The organism is Clostridium acetireducens DSM 10703 (genome assembly GCF_001758365.1).
GTDB classification, from domain to species: domain Bacteria; phylum Bacillota; class Clostridia; order Clostridiales; family Clostridiaceae; genus Clostridium_C; species Clostridium_C acetireducens.
The window spans coordinates 19,361-39,299 of record NZ_LZFO01000017.1 but is presented as its reverse complement, the minus strand read 5'-3'; the positions used below and the strand labels follow the sequence as shown (position 1 = coordinate 39,299).

At 27.1% G+C, this 19,939-nt stretch carries 24 protein-coding genes and 2 pseudogenes; 16 read left to right on the top strand and 10 right to left on the bottom strand.

Annotated features, from left to right (window positions below; genetic code table 11):
• Window positions 1-28 precede the first annotated feature (28 nt).
• The 6 genes from queC to CLOACE_RS06890 are packed head-to-tail and all read right to left on the bottom strand — an operon-like array spanning window position 29 to window position 4,156.
• A complete protein-coding gene (gene queC / locus CLOACE_RS06915) occupies window positions 29-697 on the bottom strand; it encodes a 7-cyano-7-deazaguanine synthase QueC (RefSeq protein WP_175429446.1) in 669 nt (222 codons plus the stop codon).
• A gap of 4 nt (window positions 698-701) precedes the next feature.
• Entirely contained in the window at window positions 702-1,289 is a 588-nt protein-coding gene (folE, locus tag CLOACE_RS06910) for a GTP cyclohydrolase I FolE (protein WP_070110373.1), read from the bottom strand.
• A 1-nt stretch (window position 1,290) separates the two neighbouring features.
• A complete protein-coding gene (queE, locus tag CLOACE_RS06905; RefSeq protein ID WP_070110372.1) occupies window positions 1,291-1,956 on the bottom strand; it encodes a putative 7-carboxy-7-deazaguanine synthase QueE in 666 nt (221 codons plus the stop codon).
• Window positions 1,957-2,382 (bottom strand): 6-carboxytetrahydropterin synthase QueD, encoded by a 426-nt coding sequence (queD, locus tag CLOACE_RS06900; protein WP_070110371.1) that lies wholly within the window; start codon window positions 2,380-2,382, stop codon window positions 1,957-1,959.
• A 14-nt stretch (window positions 2,383-2,396) separates the two neighbouring features.
• Complete coding sequence (locus tag CLOACE_RS06895) at window positions 2,397-3,158, bottom strand: acyl-CoA dehydratase activase (protein ID WP_070110370.1); 762 nt, start codon at window positions 3,156-3,158, stop codon at window positions 2,397-2,399.
• Window positions 3,152-4,156, bottom strand: a complete 1,005-nt coding sequence (locus CLOACE_RS06890) for a 2-hydroxyacyl-CoA dehydratase family protein (RefSeq protein WP_070110369.1) — start codon at window positions 4,154-4,156, stop codon at window positions 3,152-3,154. Before CLOACE_RS06890 ends, CLOACE_RS06895 begins: the two co-directional genes overlap by 7 nt.
• A gap of 372 nt (window positions 4,157-4,528) precedes the next feature.
• Between CLOACE_RS06890 and CLOACE_RS06885 the strand changes: the two genes are divergently transcribed.
• Window positions 4,529-4,942 (top strand): hypothetical protein, encoded by a 414-nt coding sequence (locus tag CLOACE_RS06885; RefSeq protein WP_070110368.1) that lies wholly within the window; start codon window positions 4,529-4,531, stop codon window positions 4,940-4,942.
• A 150-nt stretch (window positions 4,943-5,092) separates the two neighbouring features.
• Here the strand turns inward: CLOACE_RS06885 and msrB are convergent, their stop codons facing one another.
• On the bottom strand, window positions 5,093-5,560 hold the full coding sequence (gene msrB, locus CLOACE_RS06880) for a peptide-methionine (R)-S-oxide reductase MsrB (protein WP_070110367.1): 468 nt from the start codon (window positions 5,558-5,560) through the stop codon (window positions 5,093-5,095).
• A 201-nt stretch (window positions 5,561-5,761) separates the two neighbouring features.
• Between msrB and CLOACE_RS12040 the strand changes: the two genes are divergently transcribed.
• The 12 genes and pseudogenes from CLOACE_RS12040 (at window position 5,762) to CLOACE_RS06830 (ending at window position 14,217) form a co-directional block, all read left to right on the top strand.
• On the top strand, window positions 5,762-5,893 hold the full coding sequence (locus CLOACE_RS12040) for a clostri-philic family protein (protein ID WP_278287459.1): 132 nt from the start codon (window positions 5,762-5,764) through the stop codon (window positions 5,891-5,893).
• Window positions 5,894-6,060: 167 nt separating this feature from the next.
• Window positions 6,061-6,972, top strand: a complete 912-nt coding sequence (locus CLOACE_RS06875) for a DUF2156 domain-containing protein (RefSeq protein ID WP_070110366.1) — start codon at window positions 6,061-6,063, stop codon at window positions 6,970-6,972.
• Window positions 6,973-7,003: 31 nt separating this feature from the next.
• A complete protein-coding gene (locus CLOACE_RS06870; protein WP_070110365.1) occupies window positions 7,004-7,558 on the top strand; it encodes a GNAT family N-acetyltransferase in 555 nt (184 codons plus the stop codon).
• Between the two features lie 13 nt (window positions 7,559-7,571).
• Entirely contained in the window at window positions 7,572-8,267 is a 696-nt protein-coding gene (locus CLOACE_RS06865; RefSeq protein WP_070110364.1) for a response regulator transcription factor, read from the top strand.
• Between the two features lies 1 nt (window position 8,268).
• On the top strand, window positions 8,269-9,180 hold the full coding sequence (locus CLOACE_RS06860; protein WP_101495400.1) for a sensor histidine kinase: 912 nt from the start codon (window positions 8,269-8,271) through the stop codon (window positions 9,178-9,180).
• An 87-nt stretch (window positions 9,181-9,267) separates the two neighbouring features.
• Window positions 9,268-9,666 carry an ATP-binding cassette domain-containing protein gene (locus tag CLOACE_RS06855; protein WP_070110363.1) on the top strand — a complete coding sequence of 133 codons (399 nt, stop codon included), beginning with the start codon at window positions 9,268-9,270 and terminating at the stop codon, window positions 9,664-9,666.
• Window positions 9,666-10,403, top strand: a complete 738-nt coding sequence (locus CLOACE_RS06850; RefSeq protein ID WP_070110362.1) for an ABC transporter permease — start codon at window positions 9,666-9,668, stop codon at window positions 10,401-10,403. The genes CLOACE_RS06855 and CLOACE_RS06850 overlap by 1 nt, the downstream gene beginning before the upstream one ends.
• Before the next feature lie 114 nt (window positions 10,404-10,517).
• Window positions 10,518-11,789, top strand: coding sequence for a S41 family peptidase (locus CLOACE_RS06845; protein ID WP_070110361.1), 1,272 nt, complete (start codon window positions 10,518-10,520; stop codon window positions 11,787-11,789).
• 107 nt (window positions 11,790-11,896) lie between these two features.
• The gene (locus CLOACE_RS06840; protein WP_070110360.1) at window positions 11,897-12,502 is read left to right on the top strand and encodes a helix-turn-helix domain-containing protein; all 606 of its coding nucleotides are present in this window, start codon (window positions 11,897-11,899) and stop codon (window positions 12,500-12,502) included.
• Between the two features lie 394 nt (window positions 12,503-12,896).
• Entirely contained in the window at window positions 12,897-13,343 is a 447-nt protein-coding gene (locus tag CLOACE_RS06835; protein ID WP_139141315.1) for a serine hydrolase, read from the top strand.
• A gap of 463 nt (window positions 13,344-13,806) precedes the next feature.
• Window positions 13,807-13,884: pseudogene (locus CLOACE_RS12090) on the top strand (hypothetical protein); the annotation flags it as partial.
• A gap of 42 nt (window positions 13,885-13,926) precedes the next feature.
• Entirely contained in the window at window positions 13,927-14,217 is a 291-nt protein-coding gene (locus tag CLOACE_RS06830) for a sensor histidine kinase (protein ID WP_070110358.1), read from the top strand.
• Window positions 14,218-14,340: 123 nt separating this feature from the next.
• On the opposite strand, the gene CLOACE_RS06825 is transcribed toward CLOACE_RS06830, so the two are convergent.
• A complete protein-coding gene (locus CLOACE_RS06825) occupies window positions 14,341-15,210 on the bottom strand; it encodes an SGNH/GDSL hydrolase family protein (protein ID WP_175429445.1) in 870 nt (289 codons plus the stop codon).
• 221 nt (window positions 15,211-15,431) lie between these two features.
• Between CLOACE_RS06825 and CLOACE_RS06820 the strand changes: the two are divergent.
• Window positions 15,432-16,393: pseudogene (locus CLOACE_RS06820) on the top strand (tRNA dihydrouridine synthase).
• 333 nt (window positions 16,394-16,726) lie between these two features.
• On the opposite strand, the gene CLOACE_RS11650 reads toward CLOACE_RS06820, so the two are convergent.
• A complete protein-coding gene (locus tag CLOACE_RS11650) occupies window positions 16,727-16,834 on the bottom strand; it encodes a MetS family NSS transporter small subunit (protein WP_139141314.1) in 108 nt (35 codons plus the stop codon).
• Window positions 16,835-18,337 (bottom strand): sodium-dependent transporter, encoded by a 1,503-nt coding sequence (locus tag CLOACE_RS06815; RefSeq protein WP_070110357.1) that lies wholly within the window; start codon window positions 18,335-18,337, stop codon window positions 16,835-16,837.
• A gap of 549 nt (window positions 18,338-18,886) precedes the next feature.
• On the opposite strand from CLOACE_RS06815, the gene thiS reads away from it, so the two are divergent.
• Together thiS and CLOACE_RS06805 are read left to right on the top strand one after the other, a co-directional pair.
• The gene (thiS, locus tag CLOACE_RS06810; protein WP_070110356.1) at window positions 18,887-19,084 is read left to right on the top strand and encodes a sulfur carrier protein ThiS; all 198 of its coding nucleotides are present in this window, start codon (window positions 18,887-18,889) and stop codon (window positions 19,082-19,084) included.
• Between the two features lie 78 nt (window positions 19,085-19,162).
• Complete coding sequence (locus CLOACE_RS06805) at window positions 19,163-19,933, top strand: thiazole synthase (RefSeq protein ID WP_070110355.1); 771 nt, start codon at window positions 19,163-19,165, stop codon at window positions 19,931-19,933.
• Window positions 19,934-19,939: the final 6 nt, after the last annotated feature.

Genomic DNA, 19,939 nt, shown 5'->3' with positions numbered 1-19,939 from the left:
AATATTAGATTTTCATCAGCACTATTTTCTATAAATAAGTTTTTTTAAATTTCAAATATCCATTTTTTCTTAACTTACAAGAAGGGCAATCTCCGCAGCCATTGCCTTTTATTCCATTGTAACAAGTTAAAGTTTCATTTTTAACTATATCTAAAACACCTAAATCATAAGCCATTTTCCAAGTTTCTGCTTTATCAATCCACATTAAAGGTGTAAGAACTTCAAATTCATAATCCATAGCTAAATTTAAAGTAACATTTAAGGATTTTATAAACACATCTCTGCAATCTGGATATCCGCTAAAATCACTTTGAGATACTCCAGTTATAATCGTATTTATTCCTCTTTGTTTTGCAAATACTGCTACAAAGCTTAGAAATAACATGTTTCTACCATCTACAAAAGAATTAGGAACTCCATTTTCAGGAGAGGATTTATCAACTTTTATGTCTTGTCTTGTTAATGAATTTGGAGCTAATTGATTTAGTAAATTTAAGTCTAAAATATGGTGCTCCACATTATATTTTTTACAAATATCCTTAGCACATTGTAATTCTAATTTATGTTTTTGATTATAGTCAAAAGATACTGCTATAACTTCTTTAAATCTTTTCTTTGCCCAAAATAAACAAGTTGTACTGTCTTGTCCACCACTAAATACTACTACAGCTTTTTCTTTATTCATATTTAACACCATCCTTTTATTTATAAAGCATCATTAATTTATTATTTAAAATAACATCTGTATTAAATCTTCCTTTTAAAGTAGTTGAAAGAGTTTTTGTACCAGGTTTTTTTATTCCTCTAGTAGTCATGCATCCATGCTCAGCTTCTATAATAACAGCTACATCTTTTGAACCAGTTATTTTTTGAATAATTTCTGCTATATCAGAACCTATTCTTTCTTGAAGTTGAAGCCTTTTACCTACCATATCAGCAATTCTGGCTATTTTACTTAATCCAATTACTTTCTTATTAGGAACGTAAGCTACTGTAACTTTCATATTGTACATTAAAGCTAAATGATGTTCGCAATGACTAAATATTTCTATATTCTTCATTAAAACCATATCTTTATTATTTTCTTCTATAGACAAATCGTCTTCAAAGGTTTTGTTAAACATTTCGGAAATTTCATCATTGGTGTAATTCATTCCTTCAAAAACTTCCTCATACATTTTTGCAACACGTTTAGGAGTATCTTTAAGTCCTTCACGGTTAGGATCGTCACCTAAAGCTATTAAAATACCCTTGATATGCTCTTGAATTGCTTTAGTATCTATTGCCATATTAAACACCTCTTTTATTAGGATTCCAAATAATTTTATGAAGTTGAATTTGCATATTAACTCCATTCATATTATTACATTTCATAAATTCTACTATAGAGTCTAAGGAAATTTGTCCAAATACAGGACTAATATATACATTGGTTCTTTCTGTAAGTTTATAAGTGTCTATTATATACTTAGCTTTTTCTAAATCTTCTATAGAACCAGATACAAATTTTACAGTGTCTTTTTTAGTTAAGTATTTAAAATTATCTAAAAGCATTTTTGATTCCATATTACTTGAAGGTAATTTATAATCCATAGTAAAGCTATGTGGATTTTCTATAGCTAAAAACTCATCTAATAGAACACTACCATTAGTTTCTATTTCAACATGGATTTCTTTGTGTTTAGAAAGTAATTTTAACAAATCAATTATTCCCTTTTGAAGTAGGGGTTCTCCGCCAGTTAAAGTTACATTTCTAACTCCTGTAGATTTTATATAGTTATATATGTCTTCTGCAGTATTTAGCTCATAACATACATCTTTTTCATTGGCCCAAGTTGTATCGCAATAACTACAGTTTAAATTACATCCTGCAAATCTTATAAATACAGCTAATTGTCCTGCTAAAGTACCTTCACCGTTAATGCTTACAAACTTTTCTACTACTTTAAAATTCAATTAAATTACCTCCTCATACATAGCACTGTTAGTAGGGGTTTCAAATACTGTGGTTCTATGCACTTTATATCCTTTGCTTTTCATAATTTCGAAGAAAAACTTAGCGAAATTTTCAGCAGTAGGTCTGAAATCAACTTCTATAACTTTAAAACCATCTTCTTTTATATAATTTAATGTTTCATTTCTCATAGTATCCTTTTGTATAATTAATGCGTGATCATAACAATCTATCATTTCTTTAACGTCTTTTTTAAAATCACCAAAATCAATTACCATACCATCAAGTTGTCCACCTTCTACTAGAGTAGGTGACTTTATTTCAACTTCAACTTTCCATCTATGACCATGAATGTTACTACACTTTCCTTTATACCCTGCAAGAAAATGAGCACTATCAAAGCTATGTTCTGTTTTTAAAATATACATATAAAATCCTCCTATTATTTTGAAAAATTATTGCCATAATAACAACATCCAATGGCTCCATTAAACTCTGGTTCTTTAGCGGATATTATATATTCATAATCTTTCTTAAGATAAGTTTGTATTGCAGTATTATTAGCAACTCCACCAGTTAAAACTAATTTATTTCCCTTAAATTTATTTAAAAGGGGATGGAGTCTTTTGTATAAAGAGTAGTTAACACTGGCACATAATGTTTTTGTAGGTATTCCTTCAGCTATTTTTCCAATTAGTTCTGATTCGGAAAATACAGCACAAGTTGAGTTTAATTCTATGGGATTTTCATAATGCTTGCTCATTTCTTCCACTGAAACTTCAAGTACATTAGCCATGTTTTCTAAATATCTTCCACAAGAAGCGGCACACTTTTCATTAAGTTCTAAATCAGTAGTAATGCCTTTTTCCACCTTAACTACTTTAACATCTTGTCCACCTATATCTAAAAGTATAAAATCCTTTAATCCTGTTTGATACATTGCTCCATACACATGAGCCTTTATTTCATTTATAGGAGTAAACAATTTTAAATCAGTATTATTTCTACCATAACCTGTAGATACAGCCCTTGAAACTTTTCCTATATTTAATTTAGCTAAATCTACAATAACTTTGCCATCAAATGTACAGTAATCTCTATAAAAACTAACAGTACTTACTTTTTTCTTAGTAACTATTTTGTTATTTTCCATTAAAACAATTTTTACTTCTCTGCTTCCTAAATCAATACCTAAAGTTAGCATTTTTCAGCCTCCTTTAAATCTAATAACATATCAATAAAAGCTTCCAATCTAAGCTTAGTTCTTGCATCTAATTTATTTAGTTTGTCACCTTCAATATTTAAAATAGGAATATCTAAAGCTTGTTTTAAAACTATATCATCTACAGCTCTATGACAAAATGCTTGAGTATAATGAATAATAGCATCTAATTTTCTTTCTTTAATTTGTTTTTTTAATTCCTTAATTCTAAATTGAATATCATAAGGGTAGGTATAATCATAATATTGTTCAAAAATATCCAATGCTTCAATAGCTCTAGGAAAAGCAAATTCCCTTTGAACTTCATTGTATACAAAACTAGCACTGAATTTTTCAACAAAACTATATATATCTGCTGTCATAGGGGGAACACCAATATATCCTAATCTAATTTTAGGGGTATTGGGTTTTCTATTTTTGATATCATTAATAGCATTTTTAAGAGTAGTTTCAAAATTATTTATATCACTATTAAAGTCACTTAAACTTACTTGGTATAAATGGTTTTCAAAACCAGTGGCTTTGTTAGACTTGTAGGTTAATTCATCAATTTCTTTAGATAAATCTCTAATTTTATTTAATTTCTTTCTAATACATTCAACCTTTTCAAAAGATACATTAAATAAATTCATAAATTTAATTATTTCATTTTTTACATCTTCTTTTTTATGGCTATTAGGAAAAGAGAAAGGGTAAACCTTAATTCCTTTTAATTTTAAAACTTCAATAAGAGCTTTTGTATTGGAACAATCTCCCTCCATAACTCCAACTATTTCATTAATATTATTGCATAGACAAGCTCCATATATTCCTTTTATCCAAGCACATAAACTTTTAGGAAATCCATCTTTTTCGGCTATATCTATGTATTTTGAGTAGTCATCAGATGTAATAAAAATATTATTTAAATCAACAGGTGTATATCCTGCTGCAATTAAAACTTCCACAGGTACTGTAGTTGTTAATCCTATTTTTTCCATTATGCTTCCTCCTTATTTTTAGTTTATAAAGAGTAGAAAACATAAATAAAACTTAAGACTTATAAATTTATGCAAATAAAAAAGGGCATAAACTGCCCTTAAACAAAAAACTACCTAAGCTAAGTCGGTAGTTACGTCCTAGTTTTGTTTATAGACAGGATGGTTACGAACTGTCTGTATTATGTTTTTTACAATTATATATTTTACTATAGGTTATTAAGTAAGTCAAATCAATGTTTTAGGGAATTGGAAATTGCGTAAAAAAAGAATTAAGTAAATATAATTGCTAAAGTAATATTATTGTGTTATATTAAGTCCAGTGTAATATTGTCAAAAGAAGACAAAATAAAAAGTAAAGTGAGAATATTAAAAATGAAAAATGAAAAATTAGAAAAATCAATAAAGAGATTAGACACTGATATAGCAGCTATGAATATTGCAAGAAAATACTTATCAAATGTAGAAGAAATTGATTCTGTAAGAGATGAATTAAATAACAAAAGACAAGTGTTAGCTAATGAATTGTATTCCGAAGATTATAGATGTTATGCAGAATGTAAAGAAGCTATAGAGGAAATGTTAAATGAAGAATTAGGACAACAAGAACAAAAAGAATTACTTGAACTTATAAAAGATATATTTGGAAGACAATCACCAAATGCAAGTAAAAAAAGTTCTGGCCTTAATGCATGGTTAAAAGAACTTAACATTACACATAATTGGGTTAATAACGAAGAAAGTGATTGGGACATATTAGTTATAACTGGATTTGGATTATACAAATAAAGTTATAAAAAATTACATAAAAACAGTTGTTATATTAGTAAGATTATATTTACTAAAAAATATGCAATAAAAATCCATTAATTAAGCTAGTGGATTTTTATTTTTATATTTTTTAGTTAGTAAGTTTGCAAATATGGTATCAATTATATATTATTTAAATAATCTCAAATATTCCCCATACCCTTCAACTTCCATTTTTTCTTTTGGTATAAATCTTAAAGAAGCAGAGTTTATGCAATATCTTAATCCACCTTTATCTTTAGGACCATCATCAAATACGTGACCTAAATGACTATTTGAATTAGTAGAGCGGACTTCTGTTCTATACATATTATGAGATAAGTCTGTCTTTTTTGATAGAGATGTATCTTTTAAAGGCTTTGCAAAACTAGGCCATCCACAACCAGAATCAAACTTGTCTTTTGAAGAAAATAAAGGTTCTCCACTTACAATATCTACGTATATACCTTCCTCGTGATTATCCCAGTATTCATTTTGAAAAGGTGGTTCAGTTTTATCATTTTGTGTTACTTCATATTGCATAGGTGTTAGTTTATCTTTTAAATTAAGGGATTTAACTTTATTTTTATCCCAGTTTTCTTTTTTAGTATTTTTCATTTAAATCACCTCTTTATGTAATTATAATTTAAATTCCTAAGTATACCAATACTTTAATTTTATATATCAAATTAATTAATGTAAAAATATTTAACAGAAAATATATATCAATAAATCTAAAATGATTTAATTCATATAAATATACTTCCCTATTAGAGACATAATAAATCTATATAAAACATTAAAGAAAGGAAGATTTATATGGGAAAGCATCCTGATGATGAACAAAGAAAAGGAAAAAGAAGACAAAAGCTTCACAACCTTCAAAATAATCAAGGTGAACCTAAAAATAAGCCAAAATATGAAAACTTTAAAGGAGAACCTTTGGAATAATACTTTAAATATTAAGTGAATATCTTAAAATTCAATTTTGAGATGTTCACTTTTTTTATAAAAATTAATAATTTGCAAATATTAAATAAATAGTATACAAATTTAACGAAAATAAAGTATAATAATAATTAAATAACATCAATTATTATTAAAGGAAGGTTGATAAAATGAATTTTAAAAAAATTACATTAGAAGATAAAAAACTATTTGATAAATATATATATCCTTATAAATTTTTAAGTTGTGAATATGCTTTTACTACTTTATATATTTGGAAAGATGCCTGTGATGTTCAGTATACAATATATAAAGATGCATTAATTATAAAAAAGCAAGATTTTAATGGAGATTATTATTTTATGACTCCTTTAGGATATAAAGATGAGGATTTAAAAGAAATTCTCATTAAATTAAAAGAATACAAAATAAAAAATAATATGAAATACATGTTTAAAGATCTAGATGAATCTTTTGTAGAAAAGATTAAGTGCTTTGCTTGTGAGTATGAGAAAAATGTCTGTATAAAGGAAGACAGGGATAATTTCGACTATTTATATGAGGCAGAAAAATTATCTAAACTTTCAGGTAAAAAGCTTCATAATAAGAAAAATCATTATAATTCATTTGTAAAAAAATATGATTATGAAGTAAAAGATATTAGTAACGAAACTGTTAAAAATGATGTAATAGAAACATCAGAAAATTGGTATAGGGAAAATGATAATAAAGATAAATTTTTGTATTATGAGACAATTGCAATTAAAGATATTTTAAATAATTTTCAACTATTAGATTTAAAAGGCATAGCAGTTTATGTAGATAATAAAGTAGTGGCATTTAGTATAGGACAAAAACTTAATAAGGATTTAGCAGTTATTCATATAGAAAAAGGGGACGTAAATTACAAAGGAGTATACAGCTTTATTAATAAAACCTTTATAGACAAGTGTTTTAATGATGTTAAAATAATAAATAGAGAGCAAGATTTGGGAATTGAAGGACTTAGAAAAGCTAAGTTATCCTATCAACCATTTAAACTAGAAAAAAAGTTTATTTTTAATTGCTTACAATGTGTGTAAAAAATTAATTTATGAAAGGTTATGGGGATTTATGAAAAAGTTATTAGAAGGTAAAAATATAAGACTTACAGCTATTGAAAAGCAAGACATTAATGAATTTACTAAATGGTATAACAACACAGAATTCATGAGATATTATGATGTAATAAGTGCAGCTCCTAAAAGTAGTGAAGATGTTTTAGAAATGATAGAAGATGTTAGAAAGTCAACTGATAAATACATTTTTGCTATTCGTACTATTAAAAATAATAAATTTATAGGAGTTACAGGCTTTGAAAATATACTTTGGAATAATAGAAATGCTTTAATATATATAGGCATAGGAAATGAAAATTATAGAGGACAGGGTATAGGGGAAGAAGCTTTATATTTAACTATGGAATTTGGATTTGAGGAACTTAACTTTAACAGAATATATTTAAATGTATTAGAATATAACACTAAAGCTATAAGTTTATATGAAAAATTAGGATTTATAAAAGAGGGAACCCATAGGGAATTTATAATAAGAGATGGTAAAAAATATGATATGTATTTGTATGGCATATTAAAGCATGAATGGAATAATAATAAACACATAAAATAGGGAGACATTTTATATGGATAATACACAAGTTTTAATAATTGAAGATGATAAAGACATAAATAATTTAGTAAAAGAAGCTTTAACCAAAGAAGGATTTAGTGTTGTACAAGCCTTTGATGGCATGGATGGATTTGCTAAATATAAATCTAATAATTGTTCCATTATAATTTTAGATATAATGCTTCCTTTTGTAGATGGTATAGAAGTTATGAAAAAAATAAGGGAAGAAAGTGTGATTCCTATTATTATATTATCTGCTAAAGGAGAGGAATTAGATAGAATAACAGGTCTTGGATTAGGAGCAGATGATTATATAGTAAAGCCATTTTTTGTAGGAGAGTTAGTGGCTAGAGTTAAATCTCATCTTAGAAGATATACTAAATTTAGCTTAGGTGATAAAGAGGAAAGCATAATAAAGAGAGGAAATGTAACTTTAGATTTAAATAATTATTGTGCCTATAAACAGGGAGAAAAAATAACTCTTACTGCAAAGGAATTTGATTTATTAAAGCTATTTTTCACAAATCCTAATAGGGTATTTACAAAAGTACAGATATTCGAAAATGTTTGGAAAGAGGAATATATGGGAGAAGATAATACAGTAATGGTTCATATAAGACGACTTAGAAACAAAATAGAGGACAACCCTAATAAACCGGAATATATAGTAACTGTGTGGGGTATTGGATATAAATTAGGGGTGATGTAATTTGACTGAAAAAGTACTTTTGATAATTATATTAGTATTATTAATGATTATTGTAAATTTAAATAAAAAAATTTATGATATTTGCAGAGCCCTAAAAGGTATTGAACAGGGAAATTTTAATATAAGAATAAGAATGCAAAATTGTAATAAAAATGTGAAAAACTTAATAGAAAGCATTAATAATTTATTGGACAAGTTTCAAAATACACATAAATTGAATAAAGAATATGAATTTGAAAGAAAGAAAATGATAACTAATATATCCCATGATTTAAGAACACCTTTAACTTCTTTATTAGGCTATATAGAATTTATAAAATCTAATAAGAACTTAAGTGAAAAAGAAAAAGAAGAATATCTAAATATAATTGAAAGTAAAGGCAATAGTTTAAGAAACTTAATGAATGAATTTTTTCAGTTATCAAAATTGGAAACCAATGATATTGAGCTAAAGAGAGAAAAAGTTAATTTATCAGAAGTTATAAGACAAAATGTAATTTTATTTTATAATGACTTTAATAATGAAAATATAAATCCTATTATAGATATGCCTAATGAAGATGTGTATATAATGGGGGATAAAAAGGCAATAGAGCGAATTCTTAATAATCTTATATCCAATGCAATTAAGTATGGCTGTGATGGAAAAAATATAGGGGTTAATTTAATATGTAATGAAAAAAATGTGCAAATAACAGTTTGGGATGAAGGAAAAGGAATATCAAAAGAAGATTTATCTTTAATATTTCAAAGGTTATATACTTTAGAAAAATCAAGAAATAAAAGTTTTCAAGGTAGCGGTTTAGGTCTAACAATAGTTAAAAAGCTTGTAGAAATGCAAGGGGGAACTATAGTTGCCAAAAGCATTCCTAATAAAAAAACTGAATTTATAGTTAATCTGCCTAATATTTAAGGAATATTTAAGGAATATGTAAATGTTGTGTAAGGACTATGTTTTATAATTAAAGCATAGTTTTTTTAATTTATAAGAGGTGATTTAATGAATTATATACTTAGAACTTATGATTTAACCAAAACGTATAAAAATTTAAATGTAGTAGACAAGCTTAATTTAAATGTAAAACAAGGGGACATATATGGTTTCCTTGGTAAAAATGGTGCAGGAAAAACTACTACTATAAAAATGATTTTAGGAATTTTACAAGTTAGTAGTGGTGAAATAGAGTTGTTTGGAAATAAGATTTTAGATAGAAATTGTTATGGAAGAATAGGATGTTTAGTAGATTATCCTGGATTTTATTTAAATCTTACAGCAGAAGAAAACTTAGAAATACACAGAAGAATGAGCGGATTTGCAGCTAAAGATAGCGTAAAGAAAACTTTAGAAATGGTAGGACTAAAAAATATAGGCAATAAAAAAGTTAAAAACTTTTCTTAATGACAATGTATAATGCTGTTTATTGTGAGTTTTTAAAATTAAAAAGGTCGCCAATATCTTTATTATTAATATTAGGAATTGTAGCGGAACCTTTGATTATGCTATTTGGTCAATTATATAGACAAGACATAGTAGAATGGGAAATTTATATGGGGAATATAGAAGCTATGATGTTTTTAGTAATGGGATTAATATTTTTTACATTAATAGCGTCCTATACTTATGCTAGAGAATTTACAGAAAGAGTTTCTTGTATTACATATTCTTATCCAATAAGTAAAACTAAAGTTTTTGTAGCCAAATTACTAACTTTATTTACATGCATATTTATTGTTTATGTTTTGCAATTTATAACTATGATTATTACAGGATGTAGCATAGATCATGAACCTTTAGATATGAATTTTGTAATGTTAAACATAAAAATATATTTTTACTCTATGTTATTTCAATTTGCCATAACACCACTAGCAATATTTATAACAAGTGTAAGTAAAAATTTAGTATTACCTATGATATATAGTATTATAGGAACCTTAATTAACTTAGTTGTAGGACAAAATCAAGATTATAGTGTTTATTTTCCTTTATGCTATCCATCTGTACCCTTAATGTCACTTAAGTTTAATAATATGAAATTAATTATAAACAAATACACAATAGAAATTGCAATAGTATTTTTTATTATAACAATATTGGCATCTATATTTTATTATGAAAAATGTGATATTTCTTAAATGAAGCTTAAAGAGTTGCTAATTGATTTTATTATGGTAAAATATGTTTCATGTTTATGAAAACTGTTTAACAATTATAGAAAGTATAGTAATATAACCTAAGGAGGTGCATATATGAAAAAATTAAGAATTATAATTATATCATTAGTAGTTGTTATAATAGCTGCAATAGCTGTATTAGGAGGATTTAAAAGTAAATACGCTGCAGATCCTAATAATAGAAATGAAAAGTGGACAAAGGATATAGAATATTTAGCTAAACAACTTCCTAAAAAGCATAAAGATTTATTTTTTAGTTTAAGTAAAGATAAATTTAATAAGGAAATAGAAACTTTAAAAACCCAAGTAGCAAAACTTAATGATGATGAAGTTAAAGTTGGAATATCTGAAATTGTAGCTTCTGTAAATGACGCTCATACCAGTGTTTACATTGAAACAGAAAAGATATTTCCAATAAACTTATACTGGTTTAAAGAAGGTATATATGCAATAAATACATTACCTGAATATAAAGAAATATTAAATTGCAAATTAACTAAAATTAATGGCAAGAATATAGAAGATGTAGAAAAAGAAGTTAGCAAAACTATATCCCACGAAAATGAAGCTCAACTTAAAAATAGAGTTCCTAGAGTTTTAACTACCCCAGGTATACTTCATGGATTAAAAATTATAGACTCTGCGGAGAAAGCTACATTTACTTTTCAAAATACAGAAAATAAAACCTTTAATGTAGATGTAAAATCAGTGAAAATTAATGAAAATTTAGTTAAAAAGCTTAAAGAAAATAAAAATAATAAAAATGTGCCATTATACATGCAAAATCAAGATGAAAATTACTGGTTCAAATATTTAAAAGATGAAAAAACTATGTATTTTAAATATAATTCTTGCATGGAAATGAAGGAGAAACCATTTAAACAATTCTCTAAAGAGTTATTACAATCAATAGATAAGAATAAACCAGAAAAATTAGTTATTGATTTAAGAGATAATGGAGGAGGAAGCTCATCTATATTAGATCCCTTTATAAAAGAAATAAAAAAGAGAAGTATAAATAATAAAAATAGATTATTTGTAATAGTAGGCAGAAGAACTTTCTCATCAGCTATACTAAATGCTCTAACACTAAAAAATGAAACTAAAGCAATTTTTGTAGGAGAACCTACAGGGGGAAAACCAAACCACTATGGAGAAGTAAGAGAATTTAAATTACCAAACACCAAAATATGTGTTAGTTTCTCTACGAAATACTTTGAAACATCCAAAAAAGATACACCATCTTTCATGCCAGACAAAACAATAGAACCATCAATTTATGAGTTTATGGATAATAAGGATTTGGTGATGGAGAGTATAGTAAAAAAGTACATAAATATTGAATAAAATGGCATGTAAAATCCATTTTACATATTAAAAAGTAGTGATGTAAAATAGGTTTGATAGCATGAACACGCTCCGAACGATAGAATGTAAGCAGGAGGGATATCAAAGTGGACATTAGTAAACAAATAAAAAAATATAGACTCGATTCAAAATTGTCGCAGGAGGATTTGGCTGAAAAAGTATTTGTAACACGTCAGACAATTTCAAACTGGGAAAACGATAAGAACTATCCTGATATAAATAGCCTGGTACTATTAAGCACTCTCTTTGGTGTTTCTCTTGATATTCTAGTTAAAGGAGATTTGGAGGAAATGAAAGAAGAAATTAAAACAGAGGACATCAAAAAATTTAACCGTGACGGTATGATTTTTACTGTACTGCTTATGGCAACAGGAATATTGGTCGTTCCACTATTTCTTTACTTAAGTTTTATTGGAGTTGCAATCTGGTTAGTGCTATTTTGCATTACAATGTATTATGCAAGATGCATTGAAAAGCAAAAGAAAACTCATGACGTTCAAACATACAGAGAAATCATAGCTTTTGCCGAGGGAAAAAAACTTGATCAAATTGAAAAGAGTTGTGAAATTGCAAAACGCCCATACCAAAAAGCGTTATTAGTAATTTGTTCAGGATTGATTGCAGCAGTTGTATCTCTAGGAATGTATTTTTTATTAAGATTAATTGAGTATGTCAAATTGTTATTGGTTTAAAAATTCCAATTTATATTATTAAGATTAAAATTTTTAAATAAAAAATTTATTATATGAATTTAAGAATCTAAAGCACTGTTCTTTGTAGATGAGTGCTTTTTTCTTTGCTCTTAACTTCTATATCAAAACCGAAAAATTTAATTTTAATTTTTAAGTGATGTATAAATGATTACATTTTAGAGTTATACCATATTTATACAGAATATATACAAAAAAATAAAACGAGATTTTAACATTAAATTAGTTATAAAAATATATTAATAAAAGATAGTAATATGGTAAGATTATACTTAGATAGTTACAAATTTATGTATTCCTGCTTTATATAAAATACCATTGATAATAAGCTAATCACATCTAGTATTAATAGGAGGATTAGAATCATGTATAAGAAATTATAATAGAGCCTGGTAGCAAATATTTGTATTCAGATGGCGGATATACAGTATTACAGTTACTTATTGAAGAAGTTACAAAAATGCCTTTAGGAATGAAACATAGCTCTTTCGCTAATGATTTTACGGATACTAATATATCAAAAGCATATGGATTCTTTGGCCAGGCATTACTAAATTATAATTATACAGAAAAATCAGCAGCAGGGTTAAAAACAACCGTACAGGATTTCTTAAAATTTATGTTAGCAAGTATGGATGGTAATAATGGTGAGCCAAAGGGGCGAGAAATATTAAAAAGTGAAAATATAGATTTAATATTAAATTCTGGACTTGGAACTTTTAAGAGTGCTTTACCTGATAATAGTGCTGAAATAGGACATGTTGGCAGTAATAAAGGATGGACTTCTCAATATCAAATAATACCTAAAAAAAAGATGGATTAATAATAGTTACAAATAGCGATAATGGCTTTTATTTGACAGAGGAGGTTACGGATTTTTGGATTGAATATGAAACTGGTACATTACCTTTTAAATATTATACAATACAAAGTGTAAGTAAAGCATTTTTTGCTGCGACAATATTAATAGGACTTTTATTGATATTTTACTGTATATCATTTAGTGTAAATTTTAAAAAAAGGAAAAGAATATTATTTTTTAAAAAAGAGAAAAAATCTATTGTTAAATTATGCATAAGATTGACAACTCCTTTATTTTTAGTGTTTATATGGTATTATCTGTTTTATTAAGCAAATTTAGCATTTTTAATGCCCTATGGATTTTTAATTATAACGTACTTAATTACAATTTGGAGTATAGTCTTATTTATATCTGCATTATTTCCTAAAACAAAATAAAGACCATAATTTTAGCAGCAGTTTTTACTTTATTTAGTTTATGAAGAATAAACTATATACTAAGTATAAAGAGATCCATTAAAATCATTACTCAAGGACAGCTATCTCATAGAGTACAACTAAAATATAGAAATGAATTAAGGGAATTAGCAGAAGATATAAATTATATGGCATCAGAACTTGAAAAGGAAGATGAAAAAAGAAAAGAATTTTTAACAAATATTTCGCATGATTTAAGAACTCCTTTAATCTCAATATTAGGTTATTTAAATATGATAAAAGAAGAAAAGTATGAAGATGAAAAAGAACTTGAAAGCTATATAGATAAAATAAATAATAAAAGTTTATTTTTAAAATCAATGCTAGATGATTTTTTTCAATATTCAAAGTTATCTTCTAGAGATATTCAATTTAATAAAGAGTATATATATTCAAGAATTAATAAGGCAGCTAGTTGAAGAGGAAGAACCTGTTTTTTAAAAATACTACTGAAAGAAACAATAAATATAGAAGGTGATGGAGGTCTTATGTGGTAGGAGTATATAAAAAACGACTAAGCTAGGACTTAGTCGTTTTTTAGATTATTGTTTTAATTTTTCGCTAATAAGGTTTACTAAGGCTTCGGATCCTTTAGGGTTTAAATGTACACCGTCTGGTTCAAAGTATTCAGGATTTTTAGAAGATAGAGAATACCAGTCAATTAAGGTTACATTATCTCGTTCTTCAGATTTTTCTTTTAAAAGTTTATTGACTTTACTTTCCCATGAACAAGGCACACGAGTATTTACTAAAAAGATATGTGCCTTTGAGAAAGACTCAAGCAGTTCATCAATTTGTTTATTTGTAAAGTAGCCATTTGTTCCTAGTTGTATAATAATTACTTTATCAGAAGCATTAAATGTAGTGTAATTAGGAGCTAATGATATTGCTTGCCACATCTGCCTTCCAATTTTTCCGTTAATGGTAATATTATTATATTTTTTATTAAGGTTTGGAGCAATATCTAACATAATAGAATCTCCAATAGCTAATATATTTGTATAACGTTTAGTTACTTCTGGTGAATTTTCTTTATTATTTTTATTAGAAATTACCGAATTTTGTTTATTAGAATTTGTATCATTGTTTTTACTAGACCTACTCATATTTTTTTTGCTAATTTGAGTTTTACTTATTCCTGGTGAAGATGCTTCACACTTTTGGGAGTTTAATTTTGCTTTTGTTATACTAATAATACCAACATTAAGTGATATAATTACTATAAATGATACTATGGTTGATAAATTTAAGGATCTTCCTTCAAAATAGTATTTTTTAAACCCAAATTTTTTTAGTGGTAATTCTATAAAACGATACGAAAATTCTGCAATAATACATGTAAGAGCCAACTGAAGAAACACACGTGAATATAAGGGATGTCCTATTTCATAAACAGGTGTACTTAAAATCATAATAGGATAATGCCAAAAATATATTCCATAGGATCTTGTCCCAATCCAGCGTAGAGGTTTCCATGAAAGTATAGGAAATAAAATAATAATTACAAAATAGTTACACATACCATAATAAAGATTTTTAAAATTATTATTGCAAAAGAAATAGTTGGTGTTTATAATGATGGAGTTGAGATTATTAAATATCTTTTTTAAAATAGTTATAAAGGAGTTATTGAATGAGATATTACTTAGCACCAATGGAAGGAATTACGGGATACATATATAGAAATTCTTATGAGAAATTTTTTGGTAACATTGATAAATACTTTACACCTTTTATTGGTACAAATAAAAATATAAGTTTTAAGGCTAAAGAATTAAAAGATGTTTTGCCTAAAAATAATGAAGGTATGAATATAGTTCCTCAAATACTTACTAACGATTCAAAAGGTTTTATTAGTATTTCTGAAAAATTACAACAATTAGGTTACAATGAGATTAATTTAAATTTAGGATGTCCTGCTGGAACAGTTGTCTCAAAAAATAGAGGTTCAGGATTTTTGGCAAAAAGAGAAGAACTTGATAGGTTTTTAGATGAAATATTTAAAATGGATAATATGAAAATTTCTATAAAAACTAGAATAGGAAAGATAGTCCAGAAGAATTTTATGAGCTGATAAAAATTTACAATAAATATCCTTTAGAAGAATTAATTATACATCCGAGAACCCGAGAAGATTTTTATAGAAATAAACCTAATTTACAGGTATTTAAAGATGCATTATCTTTAAGCATCAATCCAGTATGTTATAATGGGGATATTTTTACTGTTGATGATTATGATAAATTAATAAAAACTTTTCCAGAATTAAAAACAGTAATGTTAGGAAGAGGTCTAGTAGCTAATCCAGGGATAATTAATGAAATTAAAAATAATGCTCATATAGATAAAAAAGTATTAAAAGATTTTCATGATGAAATTTTGAATAAATATATAGAATTATTTAATGAAGATAGAAATGCAATGTTTAGAATGAAAGAACTATGGGGCTATATGATTAGCATATTTTCAGATAATAAAAAATATGCTAAAAAAATAAAGAAGTCACAGAAGTTAAGAGATTATAATGAAGCTGTCTTAAGTTTGTTTAGGGAGCAGGAAATTATAAAAGGGGCTGGATTATTTACAACTTTATAAAAGATGAGCAGTTTTGTAGAGTTTAAATATAACCGCATCATAAATAATGAATTGATATATTGGATATCAGTAGTATTAAGAAATACATTTATTAGGGTCTCAAATTGAGGAAAAAGATAAATATGAAAGAAAAATAATATTTGAAGGCTTGTTAATTTTTTAAATTTTTGAATTTTGTTGGTATATAAAGAATACATTGCTAAGAGAGAGGAAAGAATAATGGCTATGTGGTAGGAGTATATTAAAAAACGACTAAGCTAGGACTTAGTCGTTTTAAAGATTATTATTTTAATTTTTAGTTAATAAGGAGAGTGTGCACATTCCCTATATAAATTAATTTGACCTTTTCTCTTTTTTTATTGCAATTGTTAGGGTACACAATAGTCCGCCCCAAAGTACAGTTGCTCCTATAGTAAAAAATATTATTGCGCTTGGCGTCATTTAAACCGCCTCCTTTTTTTCATAGGTATTATCTTCTTTCCATGGCTTTTTACTAATTATTACGCCTAATGTAATACCTAATAGAATTATGCTCCAACCATATGTTAATAAGCTTGATAGTTCATATCCTCCATAAGGGGTGCTTATTTCTGTAATAATGCTACTACCTAACATATAAGTTAAAATAGTTGGTGTAATATATTTAATAATTACATCCCACCATTTTCCTATCTTATAATAAGAAATTGAATTTGTATGATTACGAATGGTTTTTGCTTTAATTATCCATCCTACTAAGATAGCCTCTAACAATCCTACAACTACTATTCCATAATTATTTATAAAATTATCCATAATATCTAACAAATAAAGGCCTGCTTTTGTTGAAAATACTGAGCTTATACAAACTCCAACTAAACACATAATAGATACTACTTTTTTACGTTCCCATGCTATTTTGTCAATTATAGATGAAGATATAGCTTCAACTAAAGACACAGCAGATGTTAATCCTGCAAAGAATAGACAAGAGAAGAATAATACTCCTAAAATATTTCCCCAAGTTCCCATAACTGAAAATACCTTTGGGAAAACTATAAAGGCAAGTCCTATACCACTTGATACAACTTCATCAACACCTACTCCTTGAGTATTTGCCATAAATCCAATTATTGCAAATACTCCAATAGCAGACAAAAATTCAAATCCACAATTTGCAAAAGCAGTTATAAAGGCACTGTTATTTATATCTGTTTTTTCGGGCAAATAACTTGCATAAGTCATCATTATTCCTGTAGCTATACTTAATGAGAAAAATACTTGTCCGTAAGCTGAAATCCAAACTTTAGGATCTTTTACTTTTGACCAGTTTGGTGTAAATAATTTGTTTAATCCCAAGTATGCCCCTTTTAAAGTTACTCCTTTTATAACTATAATTATCATAATTATTAATAGTATTGGCAGTACTATTTTACTTAACTTTTCTATTCCACTTTTTATTCCTTTGTAACATATAATCCAATTAATAGCCCAAATTAAAATTATACCTATTAATACTGGAATTACTATACCTCCAAAATCAAAAGGAGATGATGATAATTTTAAGAAGTCTTTAAAAAAATATTTATTAGTATCAGTTCCCCAGCCCTTTGTAAAGCTTAAAGTTAAATATTTTAGAGACCAACTTAAAATCATTGAATAATAGCACAAAATTATACTTGAACTGACTATTGGCCACCATCCAAGCCATTCCCATTTTTTATTTGCTCTTGCAATTGTAAGAGGTGTTGACCCTCTGAATTTGTGTCCCATTCCATATTCAAGAATTAATAAAGGTATTCCAGCTGTAAATATAGCAAAGAAGTAGGGTATTAAAAAAGCTCCTCCTCCATTTGAATAAGCTACATAAGGGAATCTCCATATGTTTCCCAATCCTACAGCAGAACCAATAGCGGCAAGTATAAACCCCATTTTAGTTCCCCATTGTTCTCTAGATTTTTTCATTTATTTCAGCCCCTTTTAAACAGTTTATATTAAATGTATTGTTTTTTATTAATTTATATAAAATAAAAAAGCCCCTTAGTTATATACTAAAGGACTTTCACTTTTGCCTAGGATATAAGAAAAAAGCCCCTTAGTTTTATCTACGAGGCTTAATTTATTTTACTACAAATATATTAGCCACCATAGATACAATACGCATCTTTTTTGAGCGATTGTATCTATGATAGTATTTTTATCTATCTATACAATCGCTAAGTTAAGTTAGCTAATAATAAGAGATTAATATTTGATTTTGAAATTATTATATTAATTTTGGAATTCATAATATTTCCTCCTATTTGCAATTTTTATCATCATATCACGCATTCTTTTAAGTGTCAAGTAACAGTAACTTGAAGATATCGAATAATAAAAATAATTTGACAACAATGTAAAGTGATGATAGAATACCAGTAGAGTGTGAAAGAGGTCACACGAAGGGGTACACCACCACGGGTGTAAATCTTCGTGTGACCTTTTTTTGATTATGCTTAGAAATGAGGTGAGTAAATGGCAAAGTTAAATGGAAAAAAAGTAAATAATGAAAATGGAATATATTTAGATAAACTACTTATTGGCGAAGGATATTTGCTAGATAGAATTGCCGTTGAACTCAACGGTAACATAATATCGAAAGATAAATATAGCCACACAATTATTAAAGATGATGATTCACTAGAGGTAGTTAGCTTTGTAGCTGGAGGCTAGTATAGTATATGTCATCTTAGTATGACAAAGACGATAAATTAAAATTAGAGTTGAAGACGTTTAAAGGAGGAAATAATAATGAAAAAAGATATGTTAACAATTGGAGGACATGAGTTCTCATCCAGATTTATCCTAGGATCAGGAAAGTATAATTTAGATTTAATTAAGGCAGCAGTAGAATGTGCAGAAGCTGAAATTATTACATTAGCAGTAAGACGTGCTAACACTAACGGAAAAGATAATATTTTAGATTATATTCCAAAGGGTGTAACATTGCTTCCTAATACATCTGGAGCGAGAAATGCAGAAGAGGCAGTTAGAATTGCAAGATTAGCAAGAGAATTAGGATGTGGAGATTTTGTAAAGATTGAAATTATTCACGATTCAAAATATCTACTTCCAGATAACTATGAGACAATAAAAGCTACAGAAATTCTTGCAAAAGAAGGATTTGTTGTAATGCCATATATGCATGCAGATTTAAATGTGGCACGTGATTTAGTTAATGCTGGAGCAGCTTGCATTATGCCTCTAGCATCACCAATTGGTTCTAATAAGGGACTAGCTGCAAAAGAATTTATCAAAATATTAGTAGATGAAATTGATCTTCCAATTATTGTTGATGCAGGAATCGGTCGTCCATCACAAGCTTGTGAAGCTATGGAGATGGGGGCTGCAGCTATTATGGCTAATACTGCAATTGCAACTGCTGGTGATATTCCAGTTATGGCAGGTGCTTTTAAAAAGGCTATTGAAGCTGGACGTGAAGCATATCTTTCAGGTTTAGGTCGTGTATTGGACAAGGGTGCATCTGCATCTTCACCATTAACTGGATTTTTAGAAAAGTAGGAGGGA